The organism is Pseudomonas sp. BP6, assembly GCF_017875935.1.
GTDB classification, from domain to species: Bacteria; Pseudomonadota; Gammaproteobacteria; order Pseudomonadales; family Pseudomonadaceae; genus Aquipseudomonas; species Aquipseudomonas putida_Y.
Genome location: NZ_JAGINI010000001.1, coordinates 4,793,752 through 4,818,724, shown reverse-complemented (window position 1 = coordinate 4,818,724; position 24,973 = coordinate 4,793,752). Strand labels below are relative to the sequence as shown.

Annotated in this window: 31 protein-coding genes; all 31 read left to right on the top strand. The window is 57.0% G+C overall.

Features of this window, described 5'->3' with window-relative positions:
- Positions 1 to 8 precede the first annotated feature (8 nt).
- Positions 9 to 542, top strand: coding sequence for a transcription termination/antitermination protein NusG (gene nusG / locus J3A98_RS21900; RefSeq protein ID WP_003255501.1), 534 nt, complete (start codon positions 9 to 11; stop codon positions 540 to 542).
- Positions 543 to 661: 119 nt separating this feature from the next.
- Entirely contained in the window at positions 662 to 1,093 is a 432-nt protein-coding gene (gene rplK, locus J3A98_RS21895; RefSeq protein WP_003255500.1) for a 50S ribosomal protein L11, read from the top strand.
- Positions 1,093 to 1,788 (top strand): 50S ribosomal protein L1, encoded by a 696-nt coding sequence (gene rplA / locus J3A98_RS21890; protein WP_003255499.1) that lies wholly within the window; start codon positions 1,093 to 1,095, stop codon positions 1,786 to 1,788. Before rplK ends, rplA begins: the two co-directional genes overlap by 1 nt.
- 197 nt (positions 1,789 to 1,985) lie before the next feature.
- Complete coding sequence (rplJ, locus tag J3A98_RS21885) at positions 1,986 to 2,486, top strand: 50S ribosomal protein L10 (RefSeq protein ID WP_016715872.1); 501 nt, start codon at positions 1,986 to 1,988, stop codon at positions 2,484 to 2,486.
- 77 nt (positions 2,487 to 2,563) lie between these two features.
- On the top strand, positions 2,564 to 2,929 hold the full coding sequence (gene rplL / locus J3A98_RS21880; RefSeq protein ID WP_003255496.1) for a 50S ribosomal protein L7/L12: 366 nt from the start codon (positions 2,564 to 2,566) through the stop codon (positions 2,927 to 2,929).
- Between the two features lie 220 nt (positions 2,930 to 3,149).
- Positions 3,150 to 7,223, top strand: a complete 4,074-nt coding sequence (gene rpoB / locus J3A98_RS21875) for a DNA-directed RNA polymerase subunit beta (RefSeq protein ID WP_176684322.1) — start codon at positions 3,150 to 3,152, stop codon at positions 7,221 to 7,223.
- Between the two features lie 64 nt (positions 7,224 to 7,287).
- A complete protein-coding gene (rpoC, locus tag J3A98_RS21870; protein ID WP_014589475.1) occupies positions 7,288 to 11,487 on the top strand; it encodes a DNA-directed RNA polymerase subunit beta' in 4,200 nt (1,399 codons plus the stop codon).
- 211 nt (positions 11,488 to 11,698) lie between these two features.
- Positions 11,699 to 12,070 carry a 30S ribosomal protein S12 gene (rpsL, locus tag J3A98_RS21865; protein ID WP_003255492.1) on the top strand — a complete coding sequence of 124 codons (372 nt, stop codon included), beginning with the start codon at positions 11,699 to 11,701 and terminating at the stop codon, positions 12,068 to 12,070.
- A gap of 106 nt (positions 12,071 to 12,176) precedes the next feature.
- Entirely contained in the window at positions 12,177 to 12,647 is a 471-nt protein-coding gene (gene rpsG / locus J3A98_RS21860) for a 30S ribosomal protein S7 (protein ID WP_003246741.1), read from the top strand.
- A 30-nt stretch (positions 12,648 to 12,677) separates the two neighbouring features.
- On the top strand, positions 12,678 to 14,822 hold the full coding sequence (gene fusA, locus J3A98_RS21855) for an elongation factor G (RefSeq protein ID WP_209968313.1): 2,145 nt from the start codon (positions 12,678 to 12,680) through the stop codon (positions 14,820 to 14,822).
- A gap of 27 nt (positions 14,823 to 14,849) precedes the next feature.
- Positions 14,850 to 16,043: an elongation factor Tu gene (gene tuf, locus J3A98_RS21850; RefSeq protein WP_038411791.1), complete on the top strand. Its 1,194-nt coding sequence runs from the start codon at positions 14,850 to 14,852 to the stop codon at positions 16,041 to 16,043.
- A gap of 142 nt (positions 16,044 to 16,185) precedes the next feature.
- Entirely contained in the window at positions 16,186 to 16,497 is a 312-nt protein-coding gene (rpsJ, locus tag J3A98_RS21845; protein ID WP_003186070.1) for a 30S ribosomal protein S10, read from the top strand.
- Positions 16,498 to 16,577: 80 nt separating this feature from the next.
- On the top strand, positions 16,578 to 17,213 hold the full coding sequence (gene rplC / locus J3A98_RS21840) for a 50S ribosomal protein L3 (RefSeq protein WP_003255486.1): 636 nt from the start codon (positions 16,578 to 16,580) through the stop codon (positions 17,211 to 17,213).
- 12 nt (positions 17,214 to 17,225) lie between these two features.
- Positions 17,226 to 17,828: a 50S ribosomal protein L4 gene (gene rplD / locus J3A98_RS21835; RefSeq protein ID WP_003255485.1), complete on the top strand. Its 603-nt coding sequence runs from the start codon at positions 17,226 to 17,228 to the stop codon at positions 17,826 to 17,828.
- Positions 17,825 to 18,124: a 50S ribosomal protein L23 gene (rplW, locus tag J3A98_RS21830; protein ID WP_003255484.1), complete on the top strand. Its 300-nt coding sequence runs from the start codon at positions 17,825 to 17,827 to the stop codon at positions 18,122 to 18,124. Before rplD ends, rplW begins: the two co-directional genes overlap by 4 nt.
- Positions 18,125 to 18,138: 14 nt before the next feature.
- Positions 18,139 to 18,963 (top strand): 50S ribosomal protein L2, encoded by an 825-nt coding sequence (gene rplB / locus J3A98_RS21825; RefSeq protein ID WP_003255483.1) that lies wholly within the window; start codon positions 18,139 to 18,141, stop codon positions 18,961 to 18,963.
- A gap of 16 nt (positions 18,964 to 18,979) precedes the next feature.
- Positions 18,980 to 19,255, top strand: a complete 276-nt coding sequence (rpsS, locus tag J3A98_RS21820) for a 30S ribosomal protein S19 (protein WP_003255482.1) — start codon at positions 18,980 to 18,982, stop codon at positions 19,253 to 19,255.
- Between the two features lie 11 nt (positions 19,256 to 19,266).
- The gene (rplV, locus tag J3A98_RS21815) at positions 19,267 to 19,599 is read left to right on the top strand and encodes a 50S ribosomal protein L22 (RefSeq protein WP_003103908.1); all 333 of its coding nucleotides are present in this window, start codon (positions 19,267 to 19,269) and stop codon (positions 19,597 to 19,599) included.
- Between the two features lie 13 nt (positions 19,600 to 19,612).
- Entirely contained in the window at positions 19,613 to 20,299 is a 687-nt protein-coding gene (rpsC, locus tag J3A98_RS21810) for a 30S ribosomal protein S3 (RefSeq protein WP_003255481.1), read from the top strand.
- 12 nt (positions 20,300 to 20,311) lie between these two features.
- Positions 20,312 to 20,725: a 50S ribosomal protein L16 gene (rplP, locus tag J3A98_RS21805; RefSeq protein ID WP_003255479.1), complete on the top strand. Its 414-nt coding sequence runs from the start codon at positions 20,312 to 20,314 to the stop codon at positions 20,723 to 20,725.
- The gene (gene rpmC / locus J3A98_RS21800; RefSeq protein ID WP_002555481.1) at positions 20,725 to 20,916 is read left to right on the top strand and encodes a 50S ribosomal protein L29; all 192 of its coding nucleotides are present in this window, start codon (positions 20,725 to 20,727) and stop codon (positions 20,914 to 20,916) included. Before rplP ends, rpmC begins: the two co-directional genes overlap by 1 nt.
- 2 nt (positions 20,917 to 20,918) lie before the next feature.
- Positions 20,919 to 21,185: a 30S ribosomal protein S17 gene (gene rpsQ, locus J3A98_RS21795; RefSeq protein ID WP_003255478.1), complete on the top strand. Its 267-nt coding sequence runs from the start codon at positions 20,919 to 20,921 to the stop codon at positions 21,183 to 21,185.
- 23 nt (positions 21,186 to 21,208) lie between these two features.
- Entirely contained in the window at positions 21,209 to 21,577 is a 369-nt protein-coding gene (gene rplN / locus J3A98_RS21790) for a 50S ribosomal protein L14 (RefSeq protein ID WP_002555479.1), read from the top strand.
- Between the two features lie 11 nt (positions 21,578 to 21,588).
- A complete protein-coding gene (gene rplX, locus J3A98_RS21785) occupies positions 21,589 to 21,903 on the top strand; it encodes a 50S ribosomal protein L24 (RefSeq protein WP_003255476.1) in 315 nt (104 codons plus the stop codon).
- A gap of 20 nt (positions 21,904 to 21,923) precedes the next feature.
- Positions 21,924 to 22,463: a 50S ribosomal protein L5 gene (gene rplE / locus J3A98_RS21780; RefSeq protein ID WP_003255474.1), complete on the top strand. Its 540-nt coding sequence runs from the start codon at positions 21,924 to 21,926 to the stop codon at positions 22,461 to 22,463.
- 13 nt (positions 22,464 to 22,476) lie between these two features.
- Positions 22,477 to 22,782 (top strand): 30S ribosomal protein S14, encoded by a 306-nt coding sequence (gene rpsN / locus J3A98_RS21775; RefSeq protein WP_110637824.1) that lies wholly within the window; start codon positions 22,477 to 22,479, stop codon positions 22,780 to 22,782.
- Positions 22,783 to 22,990: 208 nt separating this feature from the next.
- Positions 22,991 to 23,383 carry a 30S ribosomal protein S8 gene (gene rpsH / locus J3A98_RS21770; RefSeq protein ID WP_003255471.1) on the top strand — a complete coding sequence of 131 codons (393 nt, stop codon included), beginning with the start codon at positions 22,991 to 22,993 and terminating at the stop codon, positions 23,381 to 23,383.
- A 12-nt stretch (positions 23,384 to 23,395) separates the two neighbouring features.
- On the top strand, positions 23,396 to 23,929 hold the full coding sequence (rplF, locus tag J3A98_RS21765) for a 50S ribosomal protein L6 (RefSeq protein ID WP_003255469.1): 534 nt from the start codon (positions 23,396 to 23,398) through the stop codon (positions 23,927 to 23,929).
- 10 nt (positions 23,930 to 23,939) lie between these two features.
- Positions 23,940 to 24,290 (top strand): 50S ribosomal protein L18, encoded by a 351-nt coding sequence (gene rplR / locus J3A98_RS21760; protein WP_003255467.1) that lies wholly within the window; start codon positions 23,940 to 23,942, stop codon positions 24,288 to 24,290.
- A gap of 3 nt (positions 24,291 to 24,293) precedes the next feature.
- Positions 24,294 to 24,794 (top strand): 30S ribosomal protein S5, encoded by a 501-nt coding sequence (gene rpsE / locus J3A98_RS21755; RefSeq protein ID WP_003255465.1) that lies wholly within the window; start codon positions 24,294 to 24,296, stop codon positions 24,792 to 24,794.
- Positions 24,795 to 24,796: 2 nt separating this feature from the next.
- A complete protein-coding gene (gene rpmD / locus J3A98_RS21750) occupies positions 24,797 to 24,973 on the top strand; it encodes a 50S ribosomal protein L30 (RefSeq protein WP_003255463.1) in 177 nt (58 codons plus the stop codon).

Below are 24,973 nucleotides of genomic sequence, written 5' to 3'. Positions count from 1 at the left end.
GGTGTCCCGTGGCTAAGCGTTGGTATGTTGTGCATGCTTACTCGGGTTACGAGAAGCATGTAATGCGCTCCCTGATCGAGCGCGTCAAGCTGGCTGGCATGGAAGACGGTTTCGGCGAGATCTTGGTTCCGACCGAAGAAGTCGTCGAAATGCGCAACGGCCAGAAGCGCAAGAGTGAGCGCAAGTTCTTCCCTGGCTATGTACTGGTCCAGATGGAGATGAACGAAGGGACTTGGCACTTGGTCAAGGATACCCCTCGCGTGATGGGCTTTATTGGTGGTACTGCTGACAAGCCTGCACCGATCACCGATAAAGAGGCTGAGGCTATTCTGCGTCGCGTTGCCGACGGCAGTGACAAGCCGAAGCCCAAGACGCTCTTCGAGCCAGGAGAAGTGGTTCGAGTCATTGATGGTCCGTTTGCTGACTTCAATGGTAGTGTCGAAGAGGTTAACTACGAAAAGAGCCGCCTGCAGGTTGCGGTGCTCATTTTCGGTCGCTCTACTCCGGTGGAGCTCGAGTTCAGCCAGGTCGAGAAGGTCTAGGCGGACGAAGCATCCCATACCCCGCAGCCCTGTGTGCTGCGGGGTTTTGTCGTCACTGGGATAAAACGCAAGTCATCCGGGGAGCCATCAGGCGTTCGTACCCGATTTTGGAGTAGCTCATGGCTAAGAAGATTCAGGCTTACATCAAGCTGCAAGTTAAGGCCGGCCAGGCCAACCCAAGCCCACCCGTTGGTCCAGCTCTGGGTCAACATGGTGTGAACATCATGGAATTCTGCAAGGCCTTCAACGCCCGTACCCAGGGTCAAGAAGCCGGCCTGCCGACTCCAGTGATCATCACTGTCTACAGCGACCGTAGCTTCACCTTCGAGACCAAGAGCACCCCTGCCTCGGTTCTGCTGAAGAAAGCTGCTGGCCTGACCAGTGGTTCGGCTCGCCCGAACACCGTTAAAGTCGGTACCGTTACCCGTGCTCAGCTGGAAGACATCGCCAAAGCTAAACAGGCTGATCTGACTGCCGCTGACCTGGACGCTGCTGTACGCACCATCGCTGGCTCTGCCCGCAGCATGGGCCTGAACGTGGAGGGTGTGTAATGGCTAAGCTGACCAAACGCCAAAAGGCAATCGCCGAGAAAATCGAAGCAGGCAAGGCCTACAACTTCGAAGAAGCGGCAACTCTGCTGGCCTCGCTGCCTGCTGCCAAGTTCGTCGAGTCCTACGACATCGCCGTTAACCTCGGTGTTGATCCGCGTAAATCCGACCAGGTCGTTCGTAGCGCTACCGTGCTGCCACACGGCACTGGCAAGACCGTTCGCGTTGCTGTCTTTACCCAGGGTCCAGCTGCTGAAGCTGCTCTGGCTGCCGGCGCTGATCGCGTAGGTATGGACGATCTGGCTGCCGAAATGAAAGGCGGCGACCTGAACTATGACGTCGTTATCGCATCCCCTGATGCCATGCGCGTTGTAGGTCAACTGGGTCAGGTTCTGGGTCCTCGCGGCCTGATGCCTAACCCGAAAGTTGGTACCGTGACCCCAGACGTAGCCACTGCCGTGAAAAACGCCAAGGCTGGTCAGGTTCGCTACCGTACCGACAAAAACGGTATTATCCACACCTCCGTTGGCAAGATCGGCTTTGAAGCTGACAAGCTGAAGGAAAACGTTGAAGCCCTGATCGCTGACCTGAAGCGTATCAAGCCGGCCTCTTCGAAAGGTATCTACGTTAAGCGCGTTACCCTGAGCACCACCATGGGCCCAGGTCTGGTCATCGATCAGAGCTCGCTGAACGTGTAAGAACATGGCGGCGCGACCAGTCGCGCCGCCAGCAAAAATTGGGGTCCCTGCCTGGCGGGGGCTATCCAAGACCGTAGGCGGCGCAAGCCTTAAAATATCAGCCCACGCAGATGGTGCTCCCGATTCGTTACCGAATCAGACACCAAAACGACATCCGGCTTCGGCCAGATGAAACGGTAAAAACCAGGAGTAAACCCGTGGCAATTAAACTCGAAGACAAGAAGGCCATCGTCGCTGAAGTCAACGAGGCTGCCAAAGTCGCTCTGTCCGCTGTCGTGGCTGATGCCCGTGGTGTGACTGTAAGCGCAATGACCGGACTCCGTAAAGAGGCCCGCGAAGCTGGTGTATACGTGCGTGTAGTGCGTAATACCCTGCTCAAGCGCGCTGTTGAAGGCACCGAATTCTCGATCCTCAACGACGCGTTCAAAGGCCCGACCCTGATTGCTTTCTCCAACGAACACCCGGGCGCTGCTGCTCGTCTGTTCAAAGAGTTCGCCAAGGGTCAGGACAAGTTCGAGATCAAGGCAGCTGCGTTTGACGGCAATTTCATTGCAGCGAACCAGATCGACGTGTTGGCTACCCTGCCGACCCGCGACGAAGCTATCGCAAAACTGATGAGCGTTATTCAAGGCGCTACCAGCAAGCTGGCTCGTACTCTGGCAGCCATTCGCGACCAGAAAGAAGCTACCGCTGCCTAAGGCGCGCGAATTCTTTCAAAATCATACGTTTAATTTGATGGCTGCGTAGGCTGTCACCCCAATACAGGATTTAAGTCATGTCTCTGACTAACGAACAAATCATCGAAGCAATCGGCCAGAAAACCGTTCTGGAAGTTGTTGAGCTGATCAAAGCAATGGAAGAAACCTTCGGCGTTACCGCTGCTGTTGCCGCTGCTGGCCCAGCTGCTGCTGCTGCCGTTGTTGAAGAGCAGACCGAGTTCAACGTTGTTCTGGTTGAAGCCGGCGACAAGAAAGTGAACGTGATTAAAGCTGTTCGCGAGCTGACCGGTCTGGGCCTGAAAGAAGCCAAAGAGAAAGTCGATGGCGCTCCTCAGGTTGTAGCTGAAGGCGTTTCGAAAGAAGCCGCTGAAGACGCTAAGAAGAAGCTGGAAGAAGCAGGCGCTAAAGTCGAGCTGAAGTAATCTCGACCTTGCGATGCCAGCCTGAGCGTTGAGCGAAAGGCTGATGGCTGGTGGCTTATGCCACCGGCCTTTTTCCGTTATTGGTGGCCGGTCAGGCCGGTCCCGATAACGAGCTGCAAGACACCCATGTGGGTGGCGCAAACCAAGGGGTTTGCACGATTTTCTGGCTGCTCCCGCCGGGAGAAGCCAAACAAGCAGGTGACCAAGCTGGGGAACGCTGATGGCTTACTCATACACTGAGAAAAAACGTATCCGCAAGGACTTTAGCAAGTTGCCGGACGTCATGGATGTGCCTTACCTCCTGGCCATCCAGCTGGATTCGTATCGCGAATTCCTGCAAGCGGGAGCATCCAAGGATCACTTCCGCGACGTCGGCCTGCACGCGGCCTTCAAATCGGTATTCCCGATCATCAGCTACTCCGGCAATGCTGCCCTGGAGTACGTAGGCTATCGCCTGGGCGAACCCGCCTTCGATGTGAAGGAATGTGTCCTGCGTGGCGTGACCTTCGCGGTCCCACTGCGGGTCAAGGTGCGCCTGATCATCTTCGACAAGGAATCGTCGAACAAAGCGATCAAGGACATCAAAGAGCAAGAAGTCTACATGGGTGAAATCCCCCTGATGACTGAGAACGGTACCTTCGTTATCAACGGTACCGAGCGTGTGATCGTTTCCCAGCTGCACCGTTCGCCTGGTGTGTTCTTCGACCACGATCGTGGCAAGACCCACAGCTCGGGCAAGCTGCTGTACTCCGCTCGCATCATCCCTTACCGCGGTTCCTGGCTGGACTTCGAGTTCGATCCGAAGGACTGCGTGTTCGTGCGTATCGACCGTCGCCGCAAACTGCCGGCCTCGGTGCTGCTGCGCGCCCTGGGTTACAGCACTGAAGAAGTGCTGAACACCTTCTACACCACCAGCGTGTTCCACATTTCCGGCGAAAAACTCAGCCTGGAACTGGTGCCGCAGCGTCTGCGTGGTGAAGTTGCAGTCATGGACATCCATGACGAAACCGGCAAAGTCATCGTCGAGCAAGGCCGCCGTATTACCGCGCGCCACATCAACCAGCTCGAGAAGGCCGGCGTCAAGCAACTGGACGTTCCAATGGAGTACGTCCTGGGCCGCACTACCGCCAAGGCAATCGTGCATCCGGCTACCGGCGAGATTCTCGCCGAATGCAACACCGAGATGACCACCGAGCTGTTGATCAAGGTCGCCAAGGCGCAGGTTGTCCGTATCGAGACCCTGTACACCAACGACATCGATTGCGGTCCGTTCATCTCTGACACCCTGAAGATCGATACCACCAGCAACCAACTGGAAGCTCTGGTCGAAATCTACCGCATGATGCGTCCAGGCGAGCCGCCAACCAAGGATGCAGCCGAGACCCTGTTCAACAACCTGTTCTTCAGCGCCGAGCGTTACGATCTGTCCGCCGTAGGCCGCATGAAGTTCAACCGTCGTATCGGTCGTACCGAGATCGAGGGTTCGGGCGTGCTGAGCAAGGAAGACATCGTCGAGGTTCTGAAGACCCTGGTCGATATCCGTAACGGCAAAGGCATCGTCGACGACATCGACCACCTGGGTAACCGTCGCGTACGTTGCGTCGGCGAGATGGCCGAGAACCAGTTCCGTGTTGGCCTTGTGCGTGTCGAGCGCGCGGTCAAGGAACGCCTGTCGATGGCGGAAAGCGAAGGCCTGATGCCGCAAGACCTGATCAACGCCAAGCCGGTAGCGGCGGCGGTGAAAGAGTTCTTCGGTTCCAGCCAGCTGTCCCAGTTCATGGACCAGAACAACCCTCTCTCGGAGATTACCCACAAGCGCCGCGTCTCCGCACTCGGCCCTGGCGGTCTGACTCGTGAGCGTGCCGGCTTCGAAGTCCGTGACGTACACCCGACCCACTATGGCCGTGTGTGTCCGATCGAGACGCCTGAAGGTCCGAACATCGGTTTGATCAACTCCCTGGCGGCCTACGCCCGCACCAACCAGTACGGCTTCCTGGAAAGCCCGTACCGTGTTGTGAAGGAAGGCGTTGTCAGCGACGACATCGTGTTCCTGTCGGCAATCGAAGAGGCGGATCACGTCATCGCACAGGCTTCGGCCGCGATGAACGACAAGAAGCAACTGATCGATGAGCTGGTAGCAGTTCGTCACCTGAACGAATTCACCGTCAAGGCGCCGGAAGACGTCACCCTGATGGACGTTTCGCCGAAGCAGGTTGTTTCCGTTGCAGCGTCGCTGATTCCGTTCCTTGAGCACGACGACGCCAACCGTGCATTGATGGGTTCGAACATGCAGCGTCAGGCTGTACCGACCCTGCGTGCCGACAAGCCGCTGGTAGGTACCGGCATGGAGCGCAACGTTGCCCGTGACTCCGGTGTCTGCGTGGTTGCTCGCCGCGGTGGTGTGATCGACTCGGTCGACGCCAGCCGTATCGTTGTTCGCGTTGCCGACGACGAAGTGGAAACCGGCGAAGCGGGTGTGGATATCTACAACCTGACCAAGTACACCCGTTCGAACCAGAACACCTGCATCAACCAGCGTCCGCTGGTGAGCAAAGGTGACAAGGTTCAGCGTGGTGACATCATGGCCGACGGCCCGTCCACCGACATGGGTGAGCTGGCTCTGGGTCAGAACATGCGCATCGCGTTCATGGCGTGGAACGGCTTCAACTTCGAAGACTCCATCTGCCTGTCCGAACGTGTTGTTCAGGAAGATCGCTTCACCACCATCCACATTCAGGAACTGACCTGTGTGGCGCGTGACACCAAGCTTGGCCCAGAGGAAATCACTGCGGACATCCCGAACGTGGGTGAAGCTGCACTGAACAAGCTGGACGAAGCCGGTATCGTTTACGTAGGTGCTGAAGTTGGCGCTGGCGACATCCTGGTCGGCAAGGTCACGCCAAAAGGCGAAACCCAGCTGACTCCGGAAGAAAAACTTCTGCGCGCAATCTTCGGTGAGAAGGCCAGCGACGTTAAGGACACCTCCCTGCGTGTGCCAACCGGCACCAAGGGTACTGTCATCGACGTACAGGTCTTCACCCGTGATGGCGTGGAGCGCGATAGCCGCGCACTGGCCATCGAGAAGATGCAGCTCGACGAGATTCGCAAGGACCTCAACGAAGAGTTCCGCATTGTCGAAGGTGCAACCTTCGAGCGTCTGCGTTCGGCTCTGAACGGCCAGGTGGTTGACGGTGGTGCAGGCCTGAAGAAAGGCACTGTGATCACTGACGAAGTGCTGGACGGTCTGGAGCACGGCCAGTGGTTCAAACTGCGCATGGCTGAAGATGCACTGAACGAGCAGTTGGAAAAGGCTCAGCAGTACATCGTCGACCGTCGCCGTCTGCTGGACGACAAGTTCGAAGACAAGAAGCGCAAGCTGCAGCAGGGCGATGACCTGGCACCGGGCGTACTGAAGATCGTCAAGGTTTACCTGGCAATCCGCCGCCGCATCCAGCCGGGTGACAAGATGGCCGGTCGTCACGGTAACAAGGGTGTTGTCTCGGTCATCATGCCGGTTGAAGACATGCCGCACGATGCCAACGGTACGCCGGTTGACGTCGTACTGAACCCGCTGGGTGTACCTTCGCGTATGAACGTTGGTCAGATCCTTGAAACCCACCTGGGCCTCGCGGCCAAGGGCCTGGGCGAGAAGATCGACCGCATGCTCGAAGAGCAGCGTAAAGCCGCTGAGCTGCGCGTGTTCCTGACCGAGGTCTACAACGAGATCGGCGGTCGTCAGGAAAACCTCGACGAATTCACCGACGAAGAGATCCTGGCCCTGGCTAACAACCTGAAGAAAGGCGTGCCGATGGCTACCCCGGTCTTCGATGGTGCCAAGGAGCGCGAGATCAAGGCCATGCTGAAGCTGGCCGACCTGCCAGAGAGCGGCCAGATGGTGCTGTTCGACGGCCGTACCGGCAACAAGTTCGAGCGTCCTGTGACCGTTGGTTACATGTACATGCTCAAGCTGAACCACTTGGTGGACGACAAGATGCACGCGCGTTCCACTGGTTCCTACAGCCTGGTTACCCAGCAGCCGCTGGGTGGTAAGGCGCAGTTCGGTGGTCAGCGTTTCGGGGAGATGGAAGTGTGGGCGCTGGAAGCATACGGCGCGGCATACACCCTGCAAGAAATGCTCACAGTGAAGTCGGACGACGTGAACGGCCGTACCAAGATGTACAAGAACATCGTGGATGGCGATCACCGTATGGAGCCGGGCATGCCCGAGTCCTTCAACGTGTTGATCAAAGAGATCCGTTCGCTCGGTATCGATATCGATCTGGAAACCGAATAACACGTGACGCGAAGGGGGGTGGGGCAGGTAATGCCCGCTCCCTGCTCCGCCAGGAGGAAAGGCCTTGAAAGACCTACTGAATTTGCTGAAAAACCAGGGTCAAGTCGAAGAGTTCGACGCCATCCGCATCGGTCTGGCGTCGCCTGAAATGATCCGTTCGTGGTCGTTCGGTGAAGTTAAGAAGCCGGAAACCATCAACTACCGTACGTTCAAGCCTGAGCGTGACGGCCTGTTCTGCGCCAAGATCTTTGGCCCAGTCAAGGACTACGAGTGCCTGTGCGGCAAGTACAAGCGCCTCAAGCACCGCGGCGTAATCTGCGAGAAGTGCGGCGTTGAAGTTGCCTTGGCGAAGGTTCGTCGTGAGCGCATGGCGCACATCGAACTGGCCTCGCCGGTTGCCCACATCTGGTTCCTGAAGTCGCTGCCGTCCCGTATCGGCCTGCTGATGGACATGACCCTGCGTGATATCGAGCGCGTGCTCTACTTCGAGAGCTATGTCGTTATCGATCCGGGCATGACTACCCTGGAAAAGGGCCAGCTGCTGAACGACGAGCAGTACTTCGAAGCGCTGGAAGAGTTCGGTGACGACTTTGACGCCCGCATGGGTGCCGAGGCTGTCCGCGAGCTGCTGCACGCTATCGACCTGGAGCACGAGATCGGCCGCCTGCGCGAAGAAATTCCGCAGACCAACTCGGAAACCAAGATCAAGAAGCTTTCCAAGCGTCTGAAGCTGATGGAAGCCTTCCAGGGCTCGGGCAACCTGCCTGAGTGGATGGTCCTGACCGTTCTGCCAGTGCTGCCGCCGGACCTGCGTCCGCTGGTACCGCTGGATGGTGGCCGTTTCGCGACCTCCGACCTGAACGACCTGTATCGTCGGGTGATCAACCGTAACAACCGTCTGAAGCGCCTGCTGGACCTGTCGGCGCCGGACATCATCGTGCGCAACGAAAAGCGCATGCTGCAGGAAGCGGTCGACGCCCTGCTGGACAACGGCCGTCGTGGTCGCGCCATCACTGGCTCGAACAAGCGTCCGCTGAAGTCCCTGGCCGACATGATCAAAGGTAAGCAAGGTCGCTTCCGTCAGAACTTGCTCGGTAAGCGTGTTGACTACTCCGGCCGTTCGGTAATTACCGTAGGTCCGACCCTGCGTCTGCACCAGTGCGGTCTGCCGAAGAAGATGGCCCTCGAGCTGTTCAAACCGTTCATTTTCGGCAAGCTGGAAATGCGTGGTCTGGCGACCACCATCAAGGCTGCCAAGAAGATGGTCGAGCGCGAGCTGCCAGAGGTGTGGGACGTTCTCGCAGAAGTGATTCGCGAACACCCCGTACTGCTCAACCGTGCACCGACCCTGCACCGTCTGGGTATCCAGGCGTTTGAGCCCGTACTGATCGAAGGTAAGGCTATCCAGCTTCACCCGCTGGTCTGTGCTGCGTACAACGCCGACTTCGACGGTGACCAGATGGCCGTTCACGTGCCGCTGACCCTGGAAGCCCAGCTCGAAGCACGTGCGCTGATGATGTCGACCAACAACATCCTGTCGCCAGCCAACGGTGAGCCAATCATCGTTCCGTCGCAGGACGTTGTACTGGGTCTGTACTACATGACCCGTGAAGCTATCAATGCCAAGGGCGAAGGTCGCGTCTTCGCCGACCTGCAGGAAGTCGACCGCGTATTCCGCGCCGGCGAAGCTGCACTGCACGCGAAAATCAAGGTTCGTATCAACGAAACCGTGAAAGAGCGTGATGGCTCGGTGGTCAAGAATACCCGTATCGTCGACACTACCGTCGGCCGTGCGCTGCTGTTCCAGGTTGTGCCGGCAGGTCTGCCGTACGACGTGGTCAACCAGCCAATGAAGAAGAAGGCGATCTCCAAGCTGATCAACCAGTGCTACCGCGTGGTTGGTCTGAAAGAGACCGTTATCTTCGCCGACCAGTTGATGTACACCGGTTTCGCTTACTCGACCATTTCCGGCGTTTCCATCGGTGTTAACGACTTCGTTATCCCGGACGAGAAAGCCCGCATCATCGGTAACGCTACCGACGAAGTGAAGGAAATCGAGAGCCAGTACGCCTCCGGCCTGGTAACCCAGGGCGAGAAGTACAACAAGGTCATCGACTTGTGGTCGAAGGCGAACGACGAAGTGTCCAAGGCGATGATGGCCAACCTCTCGAAAGAGAAGGTCATCGACCGCGAAGGCAAGGAAGTCGAGCAAGAGTCCTTCAACTCGATGTACATGATGGCTGACTCGGGTGCGCGGGGTTCCGCAGCCCAGATCCGTCAGCTGGCCGGTATGCGTGGTCTGATGGCTAAGCCGGACGGCTCCATCATCGAGACGCCGATCACTGCGAACTTCCGTGAAGGTCTGAGCGTACTTCAGTACTTCATCTCGACTCACGGTGCTCGTAAGGGTCTGGCGGATACCGCACTGAAAACCGCTAACTCCGGTTACCTGACTCGTCGTCTGGTGGACGTTGCCCAGGATCTGGTTGTGACCGAGATCGACTGCGGCACCGATCAGGGCCTGGTGATGACGCCACACATCGAAGGCGGCGATGTTGTAGAGCCGCTGGGTGAGCGTGTACTGGGTCGTGTCATCGCCCGTGACGTGTTCAAGCCAGGCACCGAGGACGTTATCGTTCCGGCCGGTACCTTGGTCGACGAGCAATGGGTCGAGTTCATCGAGCTGAACAGCATCGACGAAGTGATCGTGCGTTCGCCGATCAACTGCGAAACCCGCTACGGCATCTGCGCCAAGTGCTACGGTCGTGATCTGGCTCGCGGTCACCAGGTGAACATCGGTGAAGCTGTCGGCGTTATCGCTGCCCAGTCGATCGGTGAGCCGGGTACCCAGCTGACCATGCGTACGTTCCACATCGGTGGTGCTGCAAGCCGTACTTCGGCTGCCGACAGCGTCCAGGTGAAGAATGGCGGTATGGTGCGTCTGCACAACCTGAAGCAGGTTGAGCGTGCCGACGGTAACCTGGTTGCCGTATCGCGTTCGGGTGAGTTGGCGATTGCCGACGAGTTCGGTCGTGAGCGTGAGCGCTACAAGCTGCCTTACGGTGCGGTGATTTCGGTCAAGGAAGGTGAAAAGGTCGAAGCTGGCGCCATCGTCGCCAAATGGGACCCGCACACTCACCCGATCGTTACCGAACTGAAAGGTACCGTGACCTTCGTGGGCATGGAAGAAAACATCACCATCAAGCGTCAGACCGACGAACTGACCGGCTTGACCAACATTGAAGTACTGGACGTCAAGGATCGCCCTGCCGCAGGCAAGGAAATCCGTCCGGCAATCAAGATGGTCGATGCTGCTGGCAAGGACCTGTACCTGCCAGGTACTGACGTACCTGCCCAGTACTTCCTGCCGGCCAACGCCCTTGTCGGTGTGGCTGACGGTGCGCAGATCGGTGTTGGTGACGTTATTGCGCGTATCCCGCAAGAGACGTCGAAGACCCGTGACATTACCGGTGGTCTGCCGCGCGTTGCCGACCTGTTCGAAGCGCGTCGTCCGAAAGAAGCCTCGATTCTGGCTGAAGTCAGCGGCACCATCGCATTCGGTAAAGAGACCAAGGGCAAGCGTCGCCTGGTGATCACTCCGACCGACGGTAGCGATCCGTACGAAGAGCTGATTCCGAAGTGGCGCCACCTGAACGTCTTCGAAGGTGAACAGGTAAACCGCGGCGAAGTTATCTCGGACGGCCCGAGCGATCCGCATGACATCCTGCGTCTGCTGGGTGTGAGTGCGCTGGCGAAGTACATCGTCAACGAGATCCAGGACGTTTACCGTCTGCAAGGCGTGAAGATCAACGACAAGCACATCGAGACCATTCTGCGTCAGATGCTGCGCAAGGTTGAGATCTCCGAGTCGGGTGATTCCAGCTTCATCAAGGGCGACCAGATGGAACTGACCCAGGTACTGGTAGAGAACGAGCGTCTCGCTAGCGAGGACAAGTTCATCTCCAAGTTCACCCGCGTGCTGCTGGGTATCACCAAGGCCTCGCTGTCGACCGAGTCGTTCATCTCCGCGGCTTCCTTCCAGGAAACAACCCGCGTACTGACCGAAGCGGCGGTAACCGGCAAGCGCGACTACCTGCGCGGCCTGAAAGAGAACGTGGTCGTGGGTCGTCTGATCCCGGCTGGTACTGGTCTGGCCTACCACAGCGAGCGCAAGCGTCGCCGTGATGCCGACAAACCTCTGCGTGTAAGCGCCAGTGAAGTGGAAGCCGCACTGACCGAAGCGCTGAATTCCAGCGGTAACTAAGTACAGGGCAAGGCCCCGGCTAGCCTCGGGCGATCATCGGCGACATGAAATGTTGCCGATGATCGGGCGGGGAGGGCCGGGGCCTCGTCTTGACTGGGTGCAAGATCCTCTTTAGACTTTTGTACCCTTAAATTTGGTGAGGCTCCGTCTCGCCAATTTTTGGCTTTCTTGCAAGACAATAGAGTCGCAAGACAATCAGTGGAGCTAGTAGATGGCAACTATCAACCAGCTGGTACGTCAGCCGCGTAAGCGTTCGGTCGAGAAGTCCGACGTTCCTGCGCTGCAGAACTGCCCGCAACGTCGTGGCGTGTGCACCCGTGTGTACACCACCACGCCGAAAAAACCTAACTCGGCACTGCGTAAAGTATGCCGTGTGCGTCTGACCAACGGTTTCGAGGTTTCCTCGTACATCGGTGGTGAAGGCCACAACCTGCAAGAGCACAGCGTCGTCCTGATTCGTGGCGGTCGTGTAAAAGACTTGCCAGGTGTTCGTTACCACACCGTTCGCGGCTCTCTGGATACTTCGGGCGTTAAAGGCCGTAACCAGGGTCGTTCGAAGTACGGTACCAAGCGTCCGAAGTAATCGGCCGTTTGCAGACATCCATTTTTTTGAGTCGATAAGAGTAAGGTCGGGCGTGGGTCGAATGACCCGGTCCCGGGCTAACCTGAAGACCGTTTGAGGGCTTATCATGCCAAGACGTCGTGTAGCAGCAAAACGTGAGATCCTTGACGATCCGAAGTACGGATCCCAGATCCTCGCGAAGTTCATGAACCACGTGATGGAAAGCGGCAAGAAGGCCGTAGCCGAGCGCATCGTTTACGGTGCCCTGGATACCGTCAAAGCACGCAAGAACAGCGACCCCCTGGAAATCTTCGAGAAAGCTCTCGACGCCATCGCTCCGCTGGTCGAAGTAAAGTCCCGTCGTGTCGGCGGTGCCACTTACCAGGTTCCGGTTGAAGTTCGTCCATCCCGTCGTAACGCTCTGGCAATGCGCTGGCTCGTAGACTACGCCCGTAAGCGCGGCGAGAAGTCGATGGCTCTGCGTCTGGCCGGCGAGCTGCTGGATGCTGCCGAAGGCAAGGGTGCTGCAGTCAAGAAGCGTGAAGACGTTCACCGTATGGCTGAAGCCAACAAAGCGTTCTCGCACTACCGCTTCTAATTCAAGCATCAATCTTTTTGCGAGGGCTTTATGGCTCGTACTACAGCAATTAACCGCTACCGCAACATTGGTATCTGTGCCCACGTTGACGCGGGCAAGACCACCACTACCGAGCGGATCCTGTTCTACACAGGTCTGAGCCACAAAATGGGCGAGGTGCATGACGGCGCCGCGACCACCGACTGGATGGTGCAGGAGCAGGAGCGCGGTATCACCATTACCTCCGCTGCCGTTACCACCTTCTGGAAAGGTTCCCGTGGTCAGTATGACAACTACCGCGTAAACGTCATCGATACCCCTGGCCACGTTGACTTCACCATTGAAGTAGAGCGTTCGCTGCGTGTACTCGATGGCGCGGTCGTTGTGTTCTGCGGCACCTCCGGCGTTGAGCCGCAGTCCGAAACCGTATGGCGTCAGGCCAACAAGTACGGTGTTCCGCGTGTTGTTTACGTGAACAAGATGGACCGTGCTGGTGCAAACTTCCTGCGCGTCGTAGGTCAGATCAAGAACCGTCTGGGTCACACTCCGGTTCCTGTTCAGCTGGCCATCGGTTCGGAAGATAACTTCCAGGGTCAGGTTGACCTGATCAAGATGAAGGCTATCTACTGGAACGAAGACGACAAGGGCACTACCTACCGCGAGGAAGAAATTCCTGCGGATATGGTCGAGCTGGCTAACGAATGGCGCAACAACATGGTTGAAGCTGCCGCCGAAGCCAACGAAGAGCTGATGAACAAGTACCTTGAAGAAGGTGAGCTGTCCGTCGAAGAGATCAAGGCAGGCCTGCGTGCGCGCACCCTGGCCAGCGAGATCGTTCCGGCTGTCTGCGGTTCGTCGTTCAAGAACAAGGGTGTTCCCCTGGTTCTGGATGCCGTCATCGACTTCCTGCCTGCGCCGACCGAGATTCCTGCTATCCAGGGTATCAACCCGGACGACAAGGATCTGGCAAAAGACGACCCGGCCGTTCGCAAGGACGAGCGTCATGCTGACGATGACGAGCCGTTCTCGGCACTGGCGTTCAAGATCGCGACCGACCCGTTCGTAGGTACTCTGACCTTCGTTCGCGTCTACTCGGGCGTTCTGAGCTCCGGCGACTCCGTGATCAACTCGGTCAAAGGCAAGAAAGAGCGCGTTGGTCGTATGGTGCAGATGCACGCCAACCAGCGTGAAGAGATCAAGGAAGTACGCGCTGGCGACATCGCTGCCCTGATCGGCATGAAGGACGTGACCACGGGTGAAACCCTGTGCAACGCCGACAAGCCAATCATCCTTGAGCGTATGGACTTCCCGGAGCCTGTAATCTCCCTGTCCGTCGAGCCGAAAACCAAGGCTGACCAGGAGAAGATGGGTATCGCACTGGGCAAGCTGGCTCAGGAAGATCCGTCGTTCCGCGTCAAGACCGATGAAGAAACCGGTCAGACCATCATCTCCGGTATGGGTGAGCTGCACCTGGACATCCTCGTTGACCGCATGAAGCGCGAATTCAACGTCGAAGCCAACATCGGCAAGCCGCAGGTTTCGTACCGCGAGAAGATCACCAAGTCCAACGTCGAGATCGAAGGCAAGTTCGTTCGTCAGTCGGGTGGTCGTGGTCAGTTCGGTCACTGCTGGGTTCGTTTCTCCGAGCCGGACGTGGACGAAAAGGGCAACATCACCGAAGGTCTGGTGTTCTCCAACGAAGTCGTTGGTGGTGTGATTCCTAAGGAATACATCCCTGCGATCCAGAAGGGTATCGAAGAGCAGATGAAAAACGGCATTGTTGCCGGTTATCCTCTGATCGGCCTGAAGGCCGCGGTATTCGACGGTTCGTACCACGACGTCGACTCCAACGAAATGGCGTTCAAGATCGCTGCTTCGATGGCGACCAAGCAACTGGCCCAGAAGGGCGGTGGCGTGGTTCTCGAGCCGATCATGAAAGTCGAAGTTGTAACCCCGGAAGACTACCTGGGTGACGTGATGGGTGACCTGAACCGTCGTCGTGGTCTGGTCCAGGGTATGGATGAGTCGGTCTCTGGCCGTGTCGTCCGTGCTGAAGTACCGCTCGGAGAGATGTTCGGTTACGCAACCGACGTTCGTTCCATGTCTCAGGGTCGCGCAAGCTACTCCATGGAATTCTCCAAATACGCCGAAGCTCCGTCGAACATCGTCGAAGCACTCGTTAAAAAACAAGGCTAATCCCCTTTAGGCAAGAGGTTCACTGTCGTGGCTAAAGAAAAATTTGATCGTTCCCTTCCCCACGTTAACGTCGGCACCATCGGCCACGTTGACCACGGTAAGACCACTCTGACCGCAGCTCTGACTCGCGTTTGCTCCGAAGTTTTCGGTTCGGCAGTCGTTGAGTTCGACAAGATCGACTCGGCTCCGGAAGAAAAAGCGCGCGGTATCACCATCAACACCGCTCACGTTGAGTACAACTCGACCATTCGTCACTACGCTCACGTTGACTGCCCAGGTCACGCTGACTACGTGAAGAACATGATCACCGGTGCTGCCCAGATGGACGGCGCGATCCTGGTTTGCTCGGCCGCCGATGGTCCGATGCCACAAACCCGTGAGCACATCCTGCTGTCCCGTCAGGTAGGCGTTCCGTACATCGTGGTCTTCCTGAACAAGGCTGACCTGGTAGACGACGCTGAGCTGCTGGAACTGGTCGAGATGGAAGTTCGCGACCTGCTGTCCACCTATGACTTCCCAGGCGACGACACCCCGATCATCATCGGTTCGGCTCGTATGGCGCTGGAAGGCAAAGACGACAACGAAATGGGTACTACCGCTGTCAAGAAGCTGGTAGAAACTCTGGACAGCTACATTCCTGAGCCAGTTCGTGCCATCGACCAGCCGTTCCTGATGCCGATCGAAGACGTGTTCTCGATCTCGGGTCGTGGTACCGTTGTTACCGGTCGTATCGAGCGTGGTATCGTCCGCGTTCAGGATCCACTGGAAATCGTTGGTCTGCGTGACACTACCACCACCACCTGCACCGGTGTTGAGATGTTCCGCAAGCTGCTGGACGAAGGTCGTGCTGGCGAGAACTGCGGCGTTCTGCTGCGTGGTACCAAGCGTGACGACGTTGAGCGTGGTCAGGTTCTGGTCAAGCCAGGTTCGGTCAAGCCGCACACCAAGTTCACCGCAGAAGTCTACGTCCTGTCGAAGGAAGAAGGCGGCCGTCACACTCCGTTCTTCAAAGGCTACCGTCCACAGTTCTACTTCCGTACCACTGACGTGACCGGTAACTGCGAACTGCCGGAAGGCGTTGAAATGGTAATGCCAGGTGACAACATTCAGATGACTGTTACCCTGATCAAGACCATCGCAATGGAAGACGGTCTGCGCTTCGCTATCCGTGAAGGCGGTCGTACCGTCGGCGCCGGCGTTGTGGCCAAAATCATCGAGTAATCACTCGACCGATTGAAAAAAACCCCCGCTCAGCGGGGGTTTTTTTTATTGGGTTGACACTAAATGGGGGCGTCTATAGAATCACGCCTCCTTTTAGCGGGCGTAGTGCGTCCGTTGGGAACAGCCTGGAGTCTGAAATCCAATGCAAAATCAGCAAATCCGTATCAGGTTGAAGGCTTTCGACCATCGCCTGATCGACCAATCCACCCAGGAAATCGTGGAAACCGCGAAACGTACTGGTGCACAAGTGCGTGGTCCAATTCCACTGCCTACCCGCAAAGAGCGTTTCACCGTTCTGGTTTCCCCGCACGTCAACAAAGACGCGCGCGACCAGTACGAGATTCGCACTCATAAGCGTGTTCTGGACATCGTCCAGCCAACGGATAAAACCGTTGACGCGCTGATGAAGCTTGATCTGGCGGCAGGTGTGGAAGTACAGATCAGCCTCGGCTAAGACTTCGGTCTAGTCGTGTAACGCTCTGAAATGGGCGGCCATAGCGGGTGAAAGCCCCGTACACTCATGAGGTTTACAACATGACTATTGGTGTAATCGGTCGCAAGTGCGGTATGACCCGCATTTTCACCGAAGAAGGTGTCTCCATTCCGGTCACGGTCATTGAGATCGAGCCGAATCGCGTCACCCAGTTCAAAACTGAAGAAACCGATGGCTACCGTGCAGTGCAAGTCACTGTCGGCGAGCGTCGTGCTTCGCGTGTGACTGCCGCTCAGGCAGGCCACTTCGCCAAGGCCAACGTTGCCGCTGGTCGCGGTGTTTGGGAGTTCCGTCTTGAAGAAGGCGATTTCCAGGCTGGCGATCTGATCAAAGCTGAACTCTTCACTGCAGGCCAGCTGGTTGACGTTACTGGTCAGTCCAAAGGTAAAGGCTTCGCCGGTACCATCAAGCGCTGGAACTTCCGTGGTCAGGACAACACCCACGGTAACTCCGTGTCGCACCGTGTTCCTGGTTCCATCGGCCAGTGCCAGACTCCTGGTCGTGTGTTCAAGGGCAAGAAAATGTCCGGTCACATGGGCGCCGAGCGCGTGACTGTTCAGTCCCTGGAAGTAGTTCGCGTAGACGCTGAGCGCAACCTGCTGCTGATCAAGGGTGCCGTACCTGGCGCTACTGGCGGCGACGTGGTTGTACGTCCAGCTGTCAAGGCTCGCGGTTAAGGGGAAACTGACATGCAACTTAATGTAAATGACGCTCAGGCGATCGAAGTTTCCGAACTGACTTTCGGTGGCGAATTCAACGAGACGCTGGTTCACCAAGCAGTCGTGGCCTACATGGCCGGCGGCCGTCAGGGCACCAAGCAGCAGAAGACCCGTTCCGACGTGGCTGGTGGCGGTAAGCGCCCATGGCGTCAGAAGGGTACTGGCCGTGCTCGTGCTGGTACCACTCGTGGTCCGATCTGGCGTGGCGGTGGTGTAACCTTCGCAGCTCGCCCACAAGATCACTCGCAGAAGCTCAACAAGAAGATGTATCGCGCAGCTCTGCGCTCCATCCTCGCTGAGCTGGTGCGTAGCGACCGTCTGGTCGTGGTTCAGGACTTCGCTGTTGAAGCACCGAAAACCAAAGATCTGCTGAACAAGCTGAACGGCATGGGTCTGAGCGATGTATTGATCGTTTCCGACGCTGTTGATCAGAACCTGTACCTGGCTGCTCGTAACCTGCCGCACGTCGATGTACGTGACGTACAAGGTTCCGACCCGGTCAGTCTGATCGCATACGAGAAAGTGTTGATCACTGTCTCGGCCGTGAAGAAATTCGAGGAGCTGCTGGGATGAACCAGGAACGCGTATTCAAAGTCCTCCTTGGCCCGCACGTTTCCGAGAAGGCTACCGTTCTGGCTGAGAAGAAAGGCCAGTTCGTATTCAAGGTTGCTACTGATGCAACCAAGCTGGAAATCAAGAAAGCTGTCGAAGGCCTGTTCAACGTAAAAGTTGAAAACGTGTCGACTGTTAACGTTCTGGGTAAAACCAAGCGTACCGCACGTGGTCTGGGCAAGCGTAATGACTGGAAGAAGGCGATCGTCTCCCTTCAGCCAGGCCAAGATCTCGATTTCAGCAGCAGTGCTGAGTAAGGAAGGGGTGCATCATGGCAATCGTTAAATGCAAACCGACTTCCCCTGGCCGCCGTTTCGTGGTCAAGGTGGTCAACAAGGAGCTGCACAAAGGCGCTCCTCACGCACCGCTGATCGAGAAAAAATCGAAGTCTGGTGGTCGTAACAACAATGGCCGCATTACCACTCGTCACGTTGGTGGTGGTCACAAGCAGCATTACCGTCTGGTCGACTTCCGTCGCAACGACAAAGATGGCATTCCAGCCACTGTCGAGCGTATCGAATACGATCCGAACCGTACTGCTCACATCGCCCTGCTGTGCTACGCAGACGGTGAGCGTCGCTACATCATCGCGCCTAAGGGCGTGAGCGCTGGCGACCAGCTGATCGCAGGTGCCCTGGCCCCAATCAAGGCCGGTAACTCCCTGCAGCTGCGCAACATTCCAGTAGGTAGCACCATTCACGGCATCGAACTGAAGCCGGGTAAAGGTGCTCAGATCGCTCGTTCCGCTGGTGCTTCGGCTCAGCTGATCGCTCGCGAAGGTGTCTACGTGACCCTGCGTCTGCGCTCTGGTGAAATGCGTAAAGTCCTGGCTGAGTGCCGTGCGACCCTGGGTGAAGTCTCGAACTCCGAGCACAGCCTGCGTTCGCTGGGTAAAGCTGGTGCCAAACGCTGGCGCGGCGTTCGCCCAACCGTTCGTGGTGTTGCCATGAACCCGGTTGACCACCCACACGGTGGTGGTGAAGGTCGTACCTCCGGTGGTCGTCATCCGGTATCGCCATGGGGCTTCCCAACCAAGGGTGCTAAAACCCGTGGTAATAAGCGTACCGACAACATGATCGTCCGTCGTCGCAAGTAACTAGAGGGATACGACAGTGCCACGTTCTCTGAAAAAAGGTCCTTTTATCGATCTTCACCTGTTGAAGAAGGTCGAAGTGGCGGTGGAGAAGAACGATCGCAAGCCAGTTAAAACCTGGTCGCGTCGCTCGATGATCCTGCCACAAATGGTCGGTCTGACCATCGCGGTTCACAACGGTCGCCAGCATGTTCCAGTTCTCGTGAACGAAGACATGGTCGGCCACAAACTGGGCGAGTTCGCCGGTACCCGCACCTATCGCGGGCACGTGGCTGACAAGAAAGCCAAGCGTTAAGGGGTAAGGAAATGGAAGTAGCCGCTAAGTTGTCGGGCGCTCGCATCTCCGCCCAGAAAGCCCGCTTGGTCGCCGACCAGATCCGCGGGAAGAAGGTGGGCGAAGCGCTCAACCTGTTGGCCTTCAGCAGCAAAAAAGCCGCTGAAATCATGAAGAAAGTCCTCGAGTCGGCCGTAGCCAACGCCGAACACAACGAAGGCGCAGACGTTGATGACCTGAAGGTCTCCACCGTCTTCGTCAACGAAGGGCGTTCGCTGAAGCGCATCATGCCACGTGCCAAAGGCCGTGCTGATCGCATCGTCAAGCGGTCTTGCCATATCACTGTCAAGGTTGCGGACAAGTAACGGAGTCGATCAGATGGGTCAGAAAGTACATCCCACTGGCATTCGCCTGGGAATCGTCAAGGAGCACACCTCCGTCTGGTACGCAGACGGTGCTACTTACGCAGATTACCTGTTGAAGGATCTGAAAACGCGTGAGTACCTCCAAGACAAACTAAAAAGCGCGTCCGTAAGCCGTATCGATATTCATCGTCCGGCTCAAACTGCACGCATCACCATCCACACCGCTCGTCCCGGTATCGTTATCGGTAAGAAAGGTGAAGATGTCGAGAAGCTGCGTCAGGACCTGACCAAGCAGATGGGTGTGCCTGTGCACATCAACATCGAAGAGATCCGCAAGCCGGAACTCGACGCTATGCTGGTTGCGCAGAGCGTAGCTCAGCAGCTGGAACGCCGTGTAATGTTCCGTCGCGCCATGAAGCGCGCGGTACAGAACGCCATGCGTATTGGTGCCAAGGGCATCAAGATCCAGGTGAGCGGTCGTCTCGGCGGTGCTGAGATTGCTCGTACCGAGTGGTATCGCGAAGGTCGTGTGCCTCTGCACACCCTGCGTGCCGATATCGACTACAACACCTACGAAGCTCACACCACTTACGGTGTGATCGGTGTGAAGGTTTGGATCTTCAAAGGCGAAGTTATTGGTGGTCGCCAAGAAGAACTGAAACCACAAGCACCAGCGCCTCGTAAAAAAGCTGCTAAGTAAGGGGTACGCCAAATGTTGCAACCAAAGCGTACAAAATTCCGCAAGCAGATGACTGGCCACAACCGTGGTCTGGCACTGCGCGGTAGCAAAGTCAGCTTCGGCGAATTCGCCCTGAAAGCTGTTGCTCGCGGTCGCCTCACCGCTCGCCAGATCGAGTCCGCACGTCGTGCGCTGACCCGTCACGTTAAACGTGGCGGTAAGATCTGGATCCGTGTGTTCCCGGACAAGCCGATCTCCAAGAAACCTCTCGAGGTTCGTATGGGTAAAGGTAAGGGTTCCGTGGAGTACTGGGTTGCCCAGATTCAGCCAGGCAAAGTCCTGTACGAGATCGAGGGTGTTTCTGAAGAGCTGGCGCGCGAAGCTTTCGCCCTGGCTGCTGCAAAGCTGCCTCTCGCCACCTCCTTTGTTAAGCGGACGGTGATGTGATGAAAGCGAATGAACTTCGTGAAAAATCGGCACAGCAACTGAACGAGCAACTGCTCGGCTTGCTGCGCGACCAGTTCAATCTGCGTATGCAGAAAGCAACTGGCCAGTTGGGGCAGTCGCACCTGCTCTCGCAAGTTAAGCGTGACATCGCTCGCGTGAAAACTGTGCTCAACCAGCAGGCAGGTAAGTGATCATGGCTGAAGCTGAAAAAACCGTCCGTACGCTGACTGGCCGTGTCGTCAGCGACAAAATGGACAAGACCATCACCGTTCTGATCGAGCGTCGCGTAAAGCACCCGATCTACGGTAAATACGTTAAGCGTTCGACTAAGCTGCACGCGCACGACGAAGCCAACCAGTGCAAGATCGGCGACAAGGTTTCCATCCGTGAAACCCGTCCGCTGGCCAAGACCAAGTCCTGGGCACTGGTTGAAGTCCTCGAACGCGCTGTTGAAGTCTAAGGGCTAGGGGTCGGAGAAATTTTATGATTCAGACTCAATCCATGCTCGATGTGGCCGATAACAGCGGCGCTCGTCGCGTCATGTGCATCAAGGTACTCGGCGGTTCGCACCGCCGTTACGCCGGCATCGGTGACATCATCAAGGTTACCGTCAAGGAAGCAATTCCGCGCGGTAAGGTCAAAAAAGGCCAAGTGATGACCGCTGTTGTCGTACGTACCCGTCACGGTGTTCGTCGCGCTGACGGTTCCATCATTCGTTTCGACGGCAACGCTGCTGTTCTGCTGAACAACAAGCAAGAGCCGATCGGCACTCGCATCTTCGGGCCAGTGACCCGTGAGCTTCGTACTGAGAAGTTCATGAAGATCGTCTCGCTCGCCCCTGAAGTGCTGTAAGGAGATCCGACATGCAAAAGATTCGTCGTGACGACGAGATCATCGTGATCGCCGGCAAAGACAAAGGTAAGCGCGGTAAGGTGCTGAAGGTTCTGGCTGATGACCGTCTGGTTATCGGTGGCGTGAACCTGGTCAAGCGTCATACCAAGCCTAACCCGATGGCGGGCGTACAGGGCGGTATCGTCGAGAAAGAAGCGCCTCTGCACGCTTCCAACGTTGCCATCTTCAACGGTGAAACCAACAAGGCTGACCGCGTTGGTTTCAAAGTAGAAGACGGTAAAAAAATTCGTGTCTTCAAGTCGACCCAAAAAGCGGTTGATGCTTGAACACTGCTAGGTAGAAGACCATGGCACGACTGAAAGAGATTTACCGGAACGAAATCGCTCCTAAGCTTAAGGAAGAACTTAAGCTGTCGAACGTGATGGAAGTTCCGCGCGTTACCAAGATCACCCTGAACATGGGTCTGGGCGAAGCGATCGGCGACAAGAAAGTCATCGAGCACGCTGTTGCCGACCTGGAAAAGATCACCGGTCAAAAGCCGGTCGTGACTTTCGCTCGCAAATCCATCGCTGGCTTCAAAGTCCGCGAAGGCTGGCCGATCGGCGTCAAGGTGACCCTGCGTAGCGACAAGATGTACGAATTCCTGGACCGCCTGCTGGCGATCTCCCTGCCTCGGGTTCGCGACTTCCGCGGCCTGAATGCCAAGTCCTTCGATGGTCGTGGCAACTACAGCATGGGCGTGAAAGAGCAGATCATCTTCCCGGAAATCGACTACGACAAGATCGATGCTCTGCGCGGTTTGGACATCACCCTGACCACCACTGCTCGTTCGGACGACGAAGGCCGCGCTCTGCTGCGTGCTTTCAAGTTCCCGTTCCGCAACTGATTGGAGTAGGAAAATGGCCAAGAAGAGCATGAAGAACCGCGAGCTGAAGCGTCAGCTCACGGTAGCAAAGTTCGCCAAGAAGCGTGCTGAGCTGAAAGCGACCATCGTTAACCAGAATGCCTCTCCAGAAGAGCGTTTTGCTGCCGTTGTCGCTCTGCAGAAGCAGCCACGTGACGCTAGCGCTTCGCGCCTGCGCAACCGTTGCCGCCTGACCGGTCGTCCTCACGGTGTATACCGTAAGTTCGGCCTGGGCCGTAACATGCTGCGTCAAGCTGCAATGCGTGGTGACGTGCCGGGTCTGGTCAAGGCCTCCTGGTAATCGCTGCAGGCAAGGCGCTGGTGGAAGGGGAGCAATCTTCCGACCGCCGGTGACCTCGCCAACAAACAAGCCCCTATATGGGGCTTGTTTCGTTTCTGCCTTGTGTCTAGAATGACCGGCTCACCTGAGCCTGGGTTTTTGCCCAATCCGTTCGGGTGGTTGTCATAGCCGCAAGGCTAATAATTCTTGTATCAGGAGCATCTAGCCCATGAGTATGCAGGACCCGTTAGCGGACATGCTAACTCGCATCCGTAATGCCCAGATGGCTGAAAAGTCCGTCGTAAGCATGCCTTCCTCTACCCTGAAGGTCGCGGTTGCCAAAGTTCTGAAGGACGAAGGTTACATCGCTGGCTACCAGGTAACTGGTGAGGCCAAGCCTTCCCTGTCGATCGAACTGAAGTACTTCGAAGGCCGTCCGGTCATCGAGGAACTGAAGCGCTCCAGCCGTCCAGGCCTGCGCCAGTACAAGGCCGTCACCGATCTGCCGAAAGTACGTGGCGGTCTGGGCGTGTCTATCGTCTCCACCAACAAAGGTGTGATGACGGATCGCGCTGCGCGCGCTGCCGGTGTCGGCGGCGAAGTTCTGTGCACAGTGTTCTAAGGGGGGATAGACATGTCTCGCGTCGCTAAGAACCCCGTTAAGCTGCCATCCGGTGTCGAAGTCAAATTCGCCGGTCAGCAGCTTTCGGTGAAGGGTGCCAAAGGTACTCTCGAACTGAACGTTCACTCGTCTGTTGAAGTTACCGAAGAGTCTGGTGAGCTGCGTTTCGTCGCTCGCAATGGTGACCAGCAAGCTCGTGCCATGGCCGGTACCACCCGCGCTCTGGTCAACAACATGGTCCAAGGCGTAAGCCAAGGCTTCGAGCGCAAGCTCCAGCTGGTCGGTGTTGGTTACAAGGCACAGGCTAAAGGCACCGTCCTGAACCTGGCCCTGGGCTTCTCTCACCCAGTGGACTACGAACTGCCAGCCGGTATCACCGCTGAAACACCTAGCCAGACCGACATCCTGATCAAGGGTATCGACAAGCAGCTGGTAGGTCAGGTGGCCGCTGAAATCCGCGACTTCCGTCCGCCAGAGCCTTACAAAGGTAAAGGTGTGCGTTACGCGGACGAAGTAGTCCGTCGTAAAGAAGCCAAGAAGAAGTAGGGCCTAGTAAATGACCGACAAAAAAGTTATTCGACTGCGTCGCGCTCGCAAAGCACGTCTCAAGATGCACGAACTCGAAGTCGTGCGCCTGTGCGTGTTCCGCTCCTCGCAGCACATCTACGCCCAGGTCATTTCGGCCGACGGCAGCAAGGTTCTGGCAAGCGCCTCGACCTTGGACAAAGACCTGCGTGATGGCGCCACTGGCAACATCGACGCGGCCACTAAGGTTGGCAAGCTGGTAGCTGAGCGTGCGAAAGCCGCCGGTGTATCTCAAGTTGCCTTTGACCGTTCCGGCTTCAAGTACCATGGCCGCGTCAAAGCGCTGGCTGATGCTGCTCGTGAAGGCGGGCTGGAGTTCTAAGTTATGGCAAATAACGATCAAAAGCGCGACGAAGGCTACATCGAGAAGCTGGTTCAAGTTAACCGCGTTGCCAAAACCGTAAAAGGCGGCCGTATCTTCACTTTCACCGCGCTGACCGTGGTGGGTGATGGTAAAGGTCGTGTTGGCTTCGGCCGTGGCAAGTCGCGCGAAGTACCAGCCGCGATCCAGAAAGCCATGGAAGCTGCTCGCCGCAACATGATCCAGGTTGACCTGAAGGGCACCACCCTGCAGTACGCCACCAAGGCTGCCCACGGCGCCTCGAAGGTTTACATGCAGCCTGCCTCGGAAGGTACCGGTATCATCGCCGGTGGCGCAATGCGTGCTGTCCTGGAAGTTGCTGGTGTTCAGAACGTTCTGGCCAAGTGCTACGGTTCGACCAACCCAGTGAACGTGGTTTACGCCACCTTCAAGGGTCTGAAAGCCATGCAATCTCCTGAATCCATTGCCGCCAAGCGTGGCAAGAGCGTCGAGGAGATCTTCTGATCATGGCAACCGTAAAAGTAACGCTGATCAAGAGCGTCTCGGGCCGTCTGCCTAACCACAAGCTGTGTGTTAAAGGCCTGGGTCTGCGTCGCATCGGTCACACTGTAGAAGTCCAGGATACTCCCGAGAACCGCGGGATGATCAACAAGGCTTACTACATGCTGAAGGTCGAGGGCTAA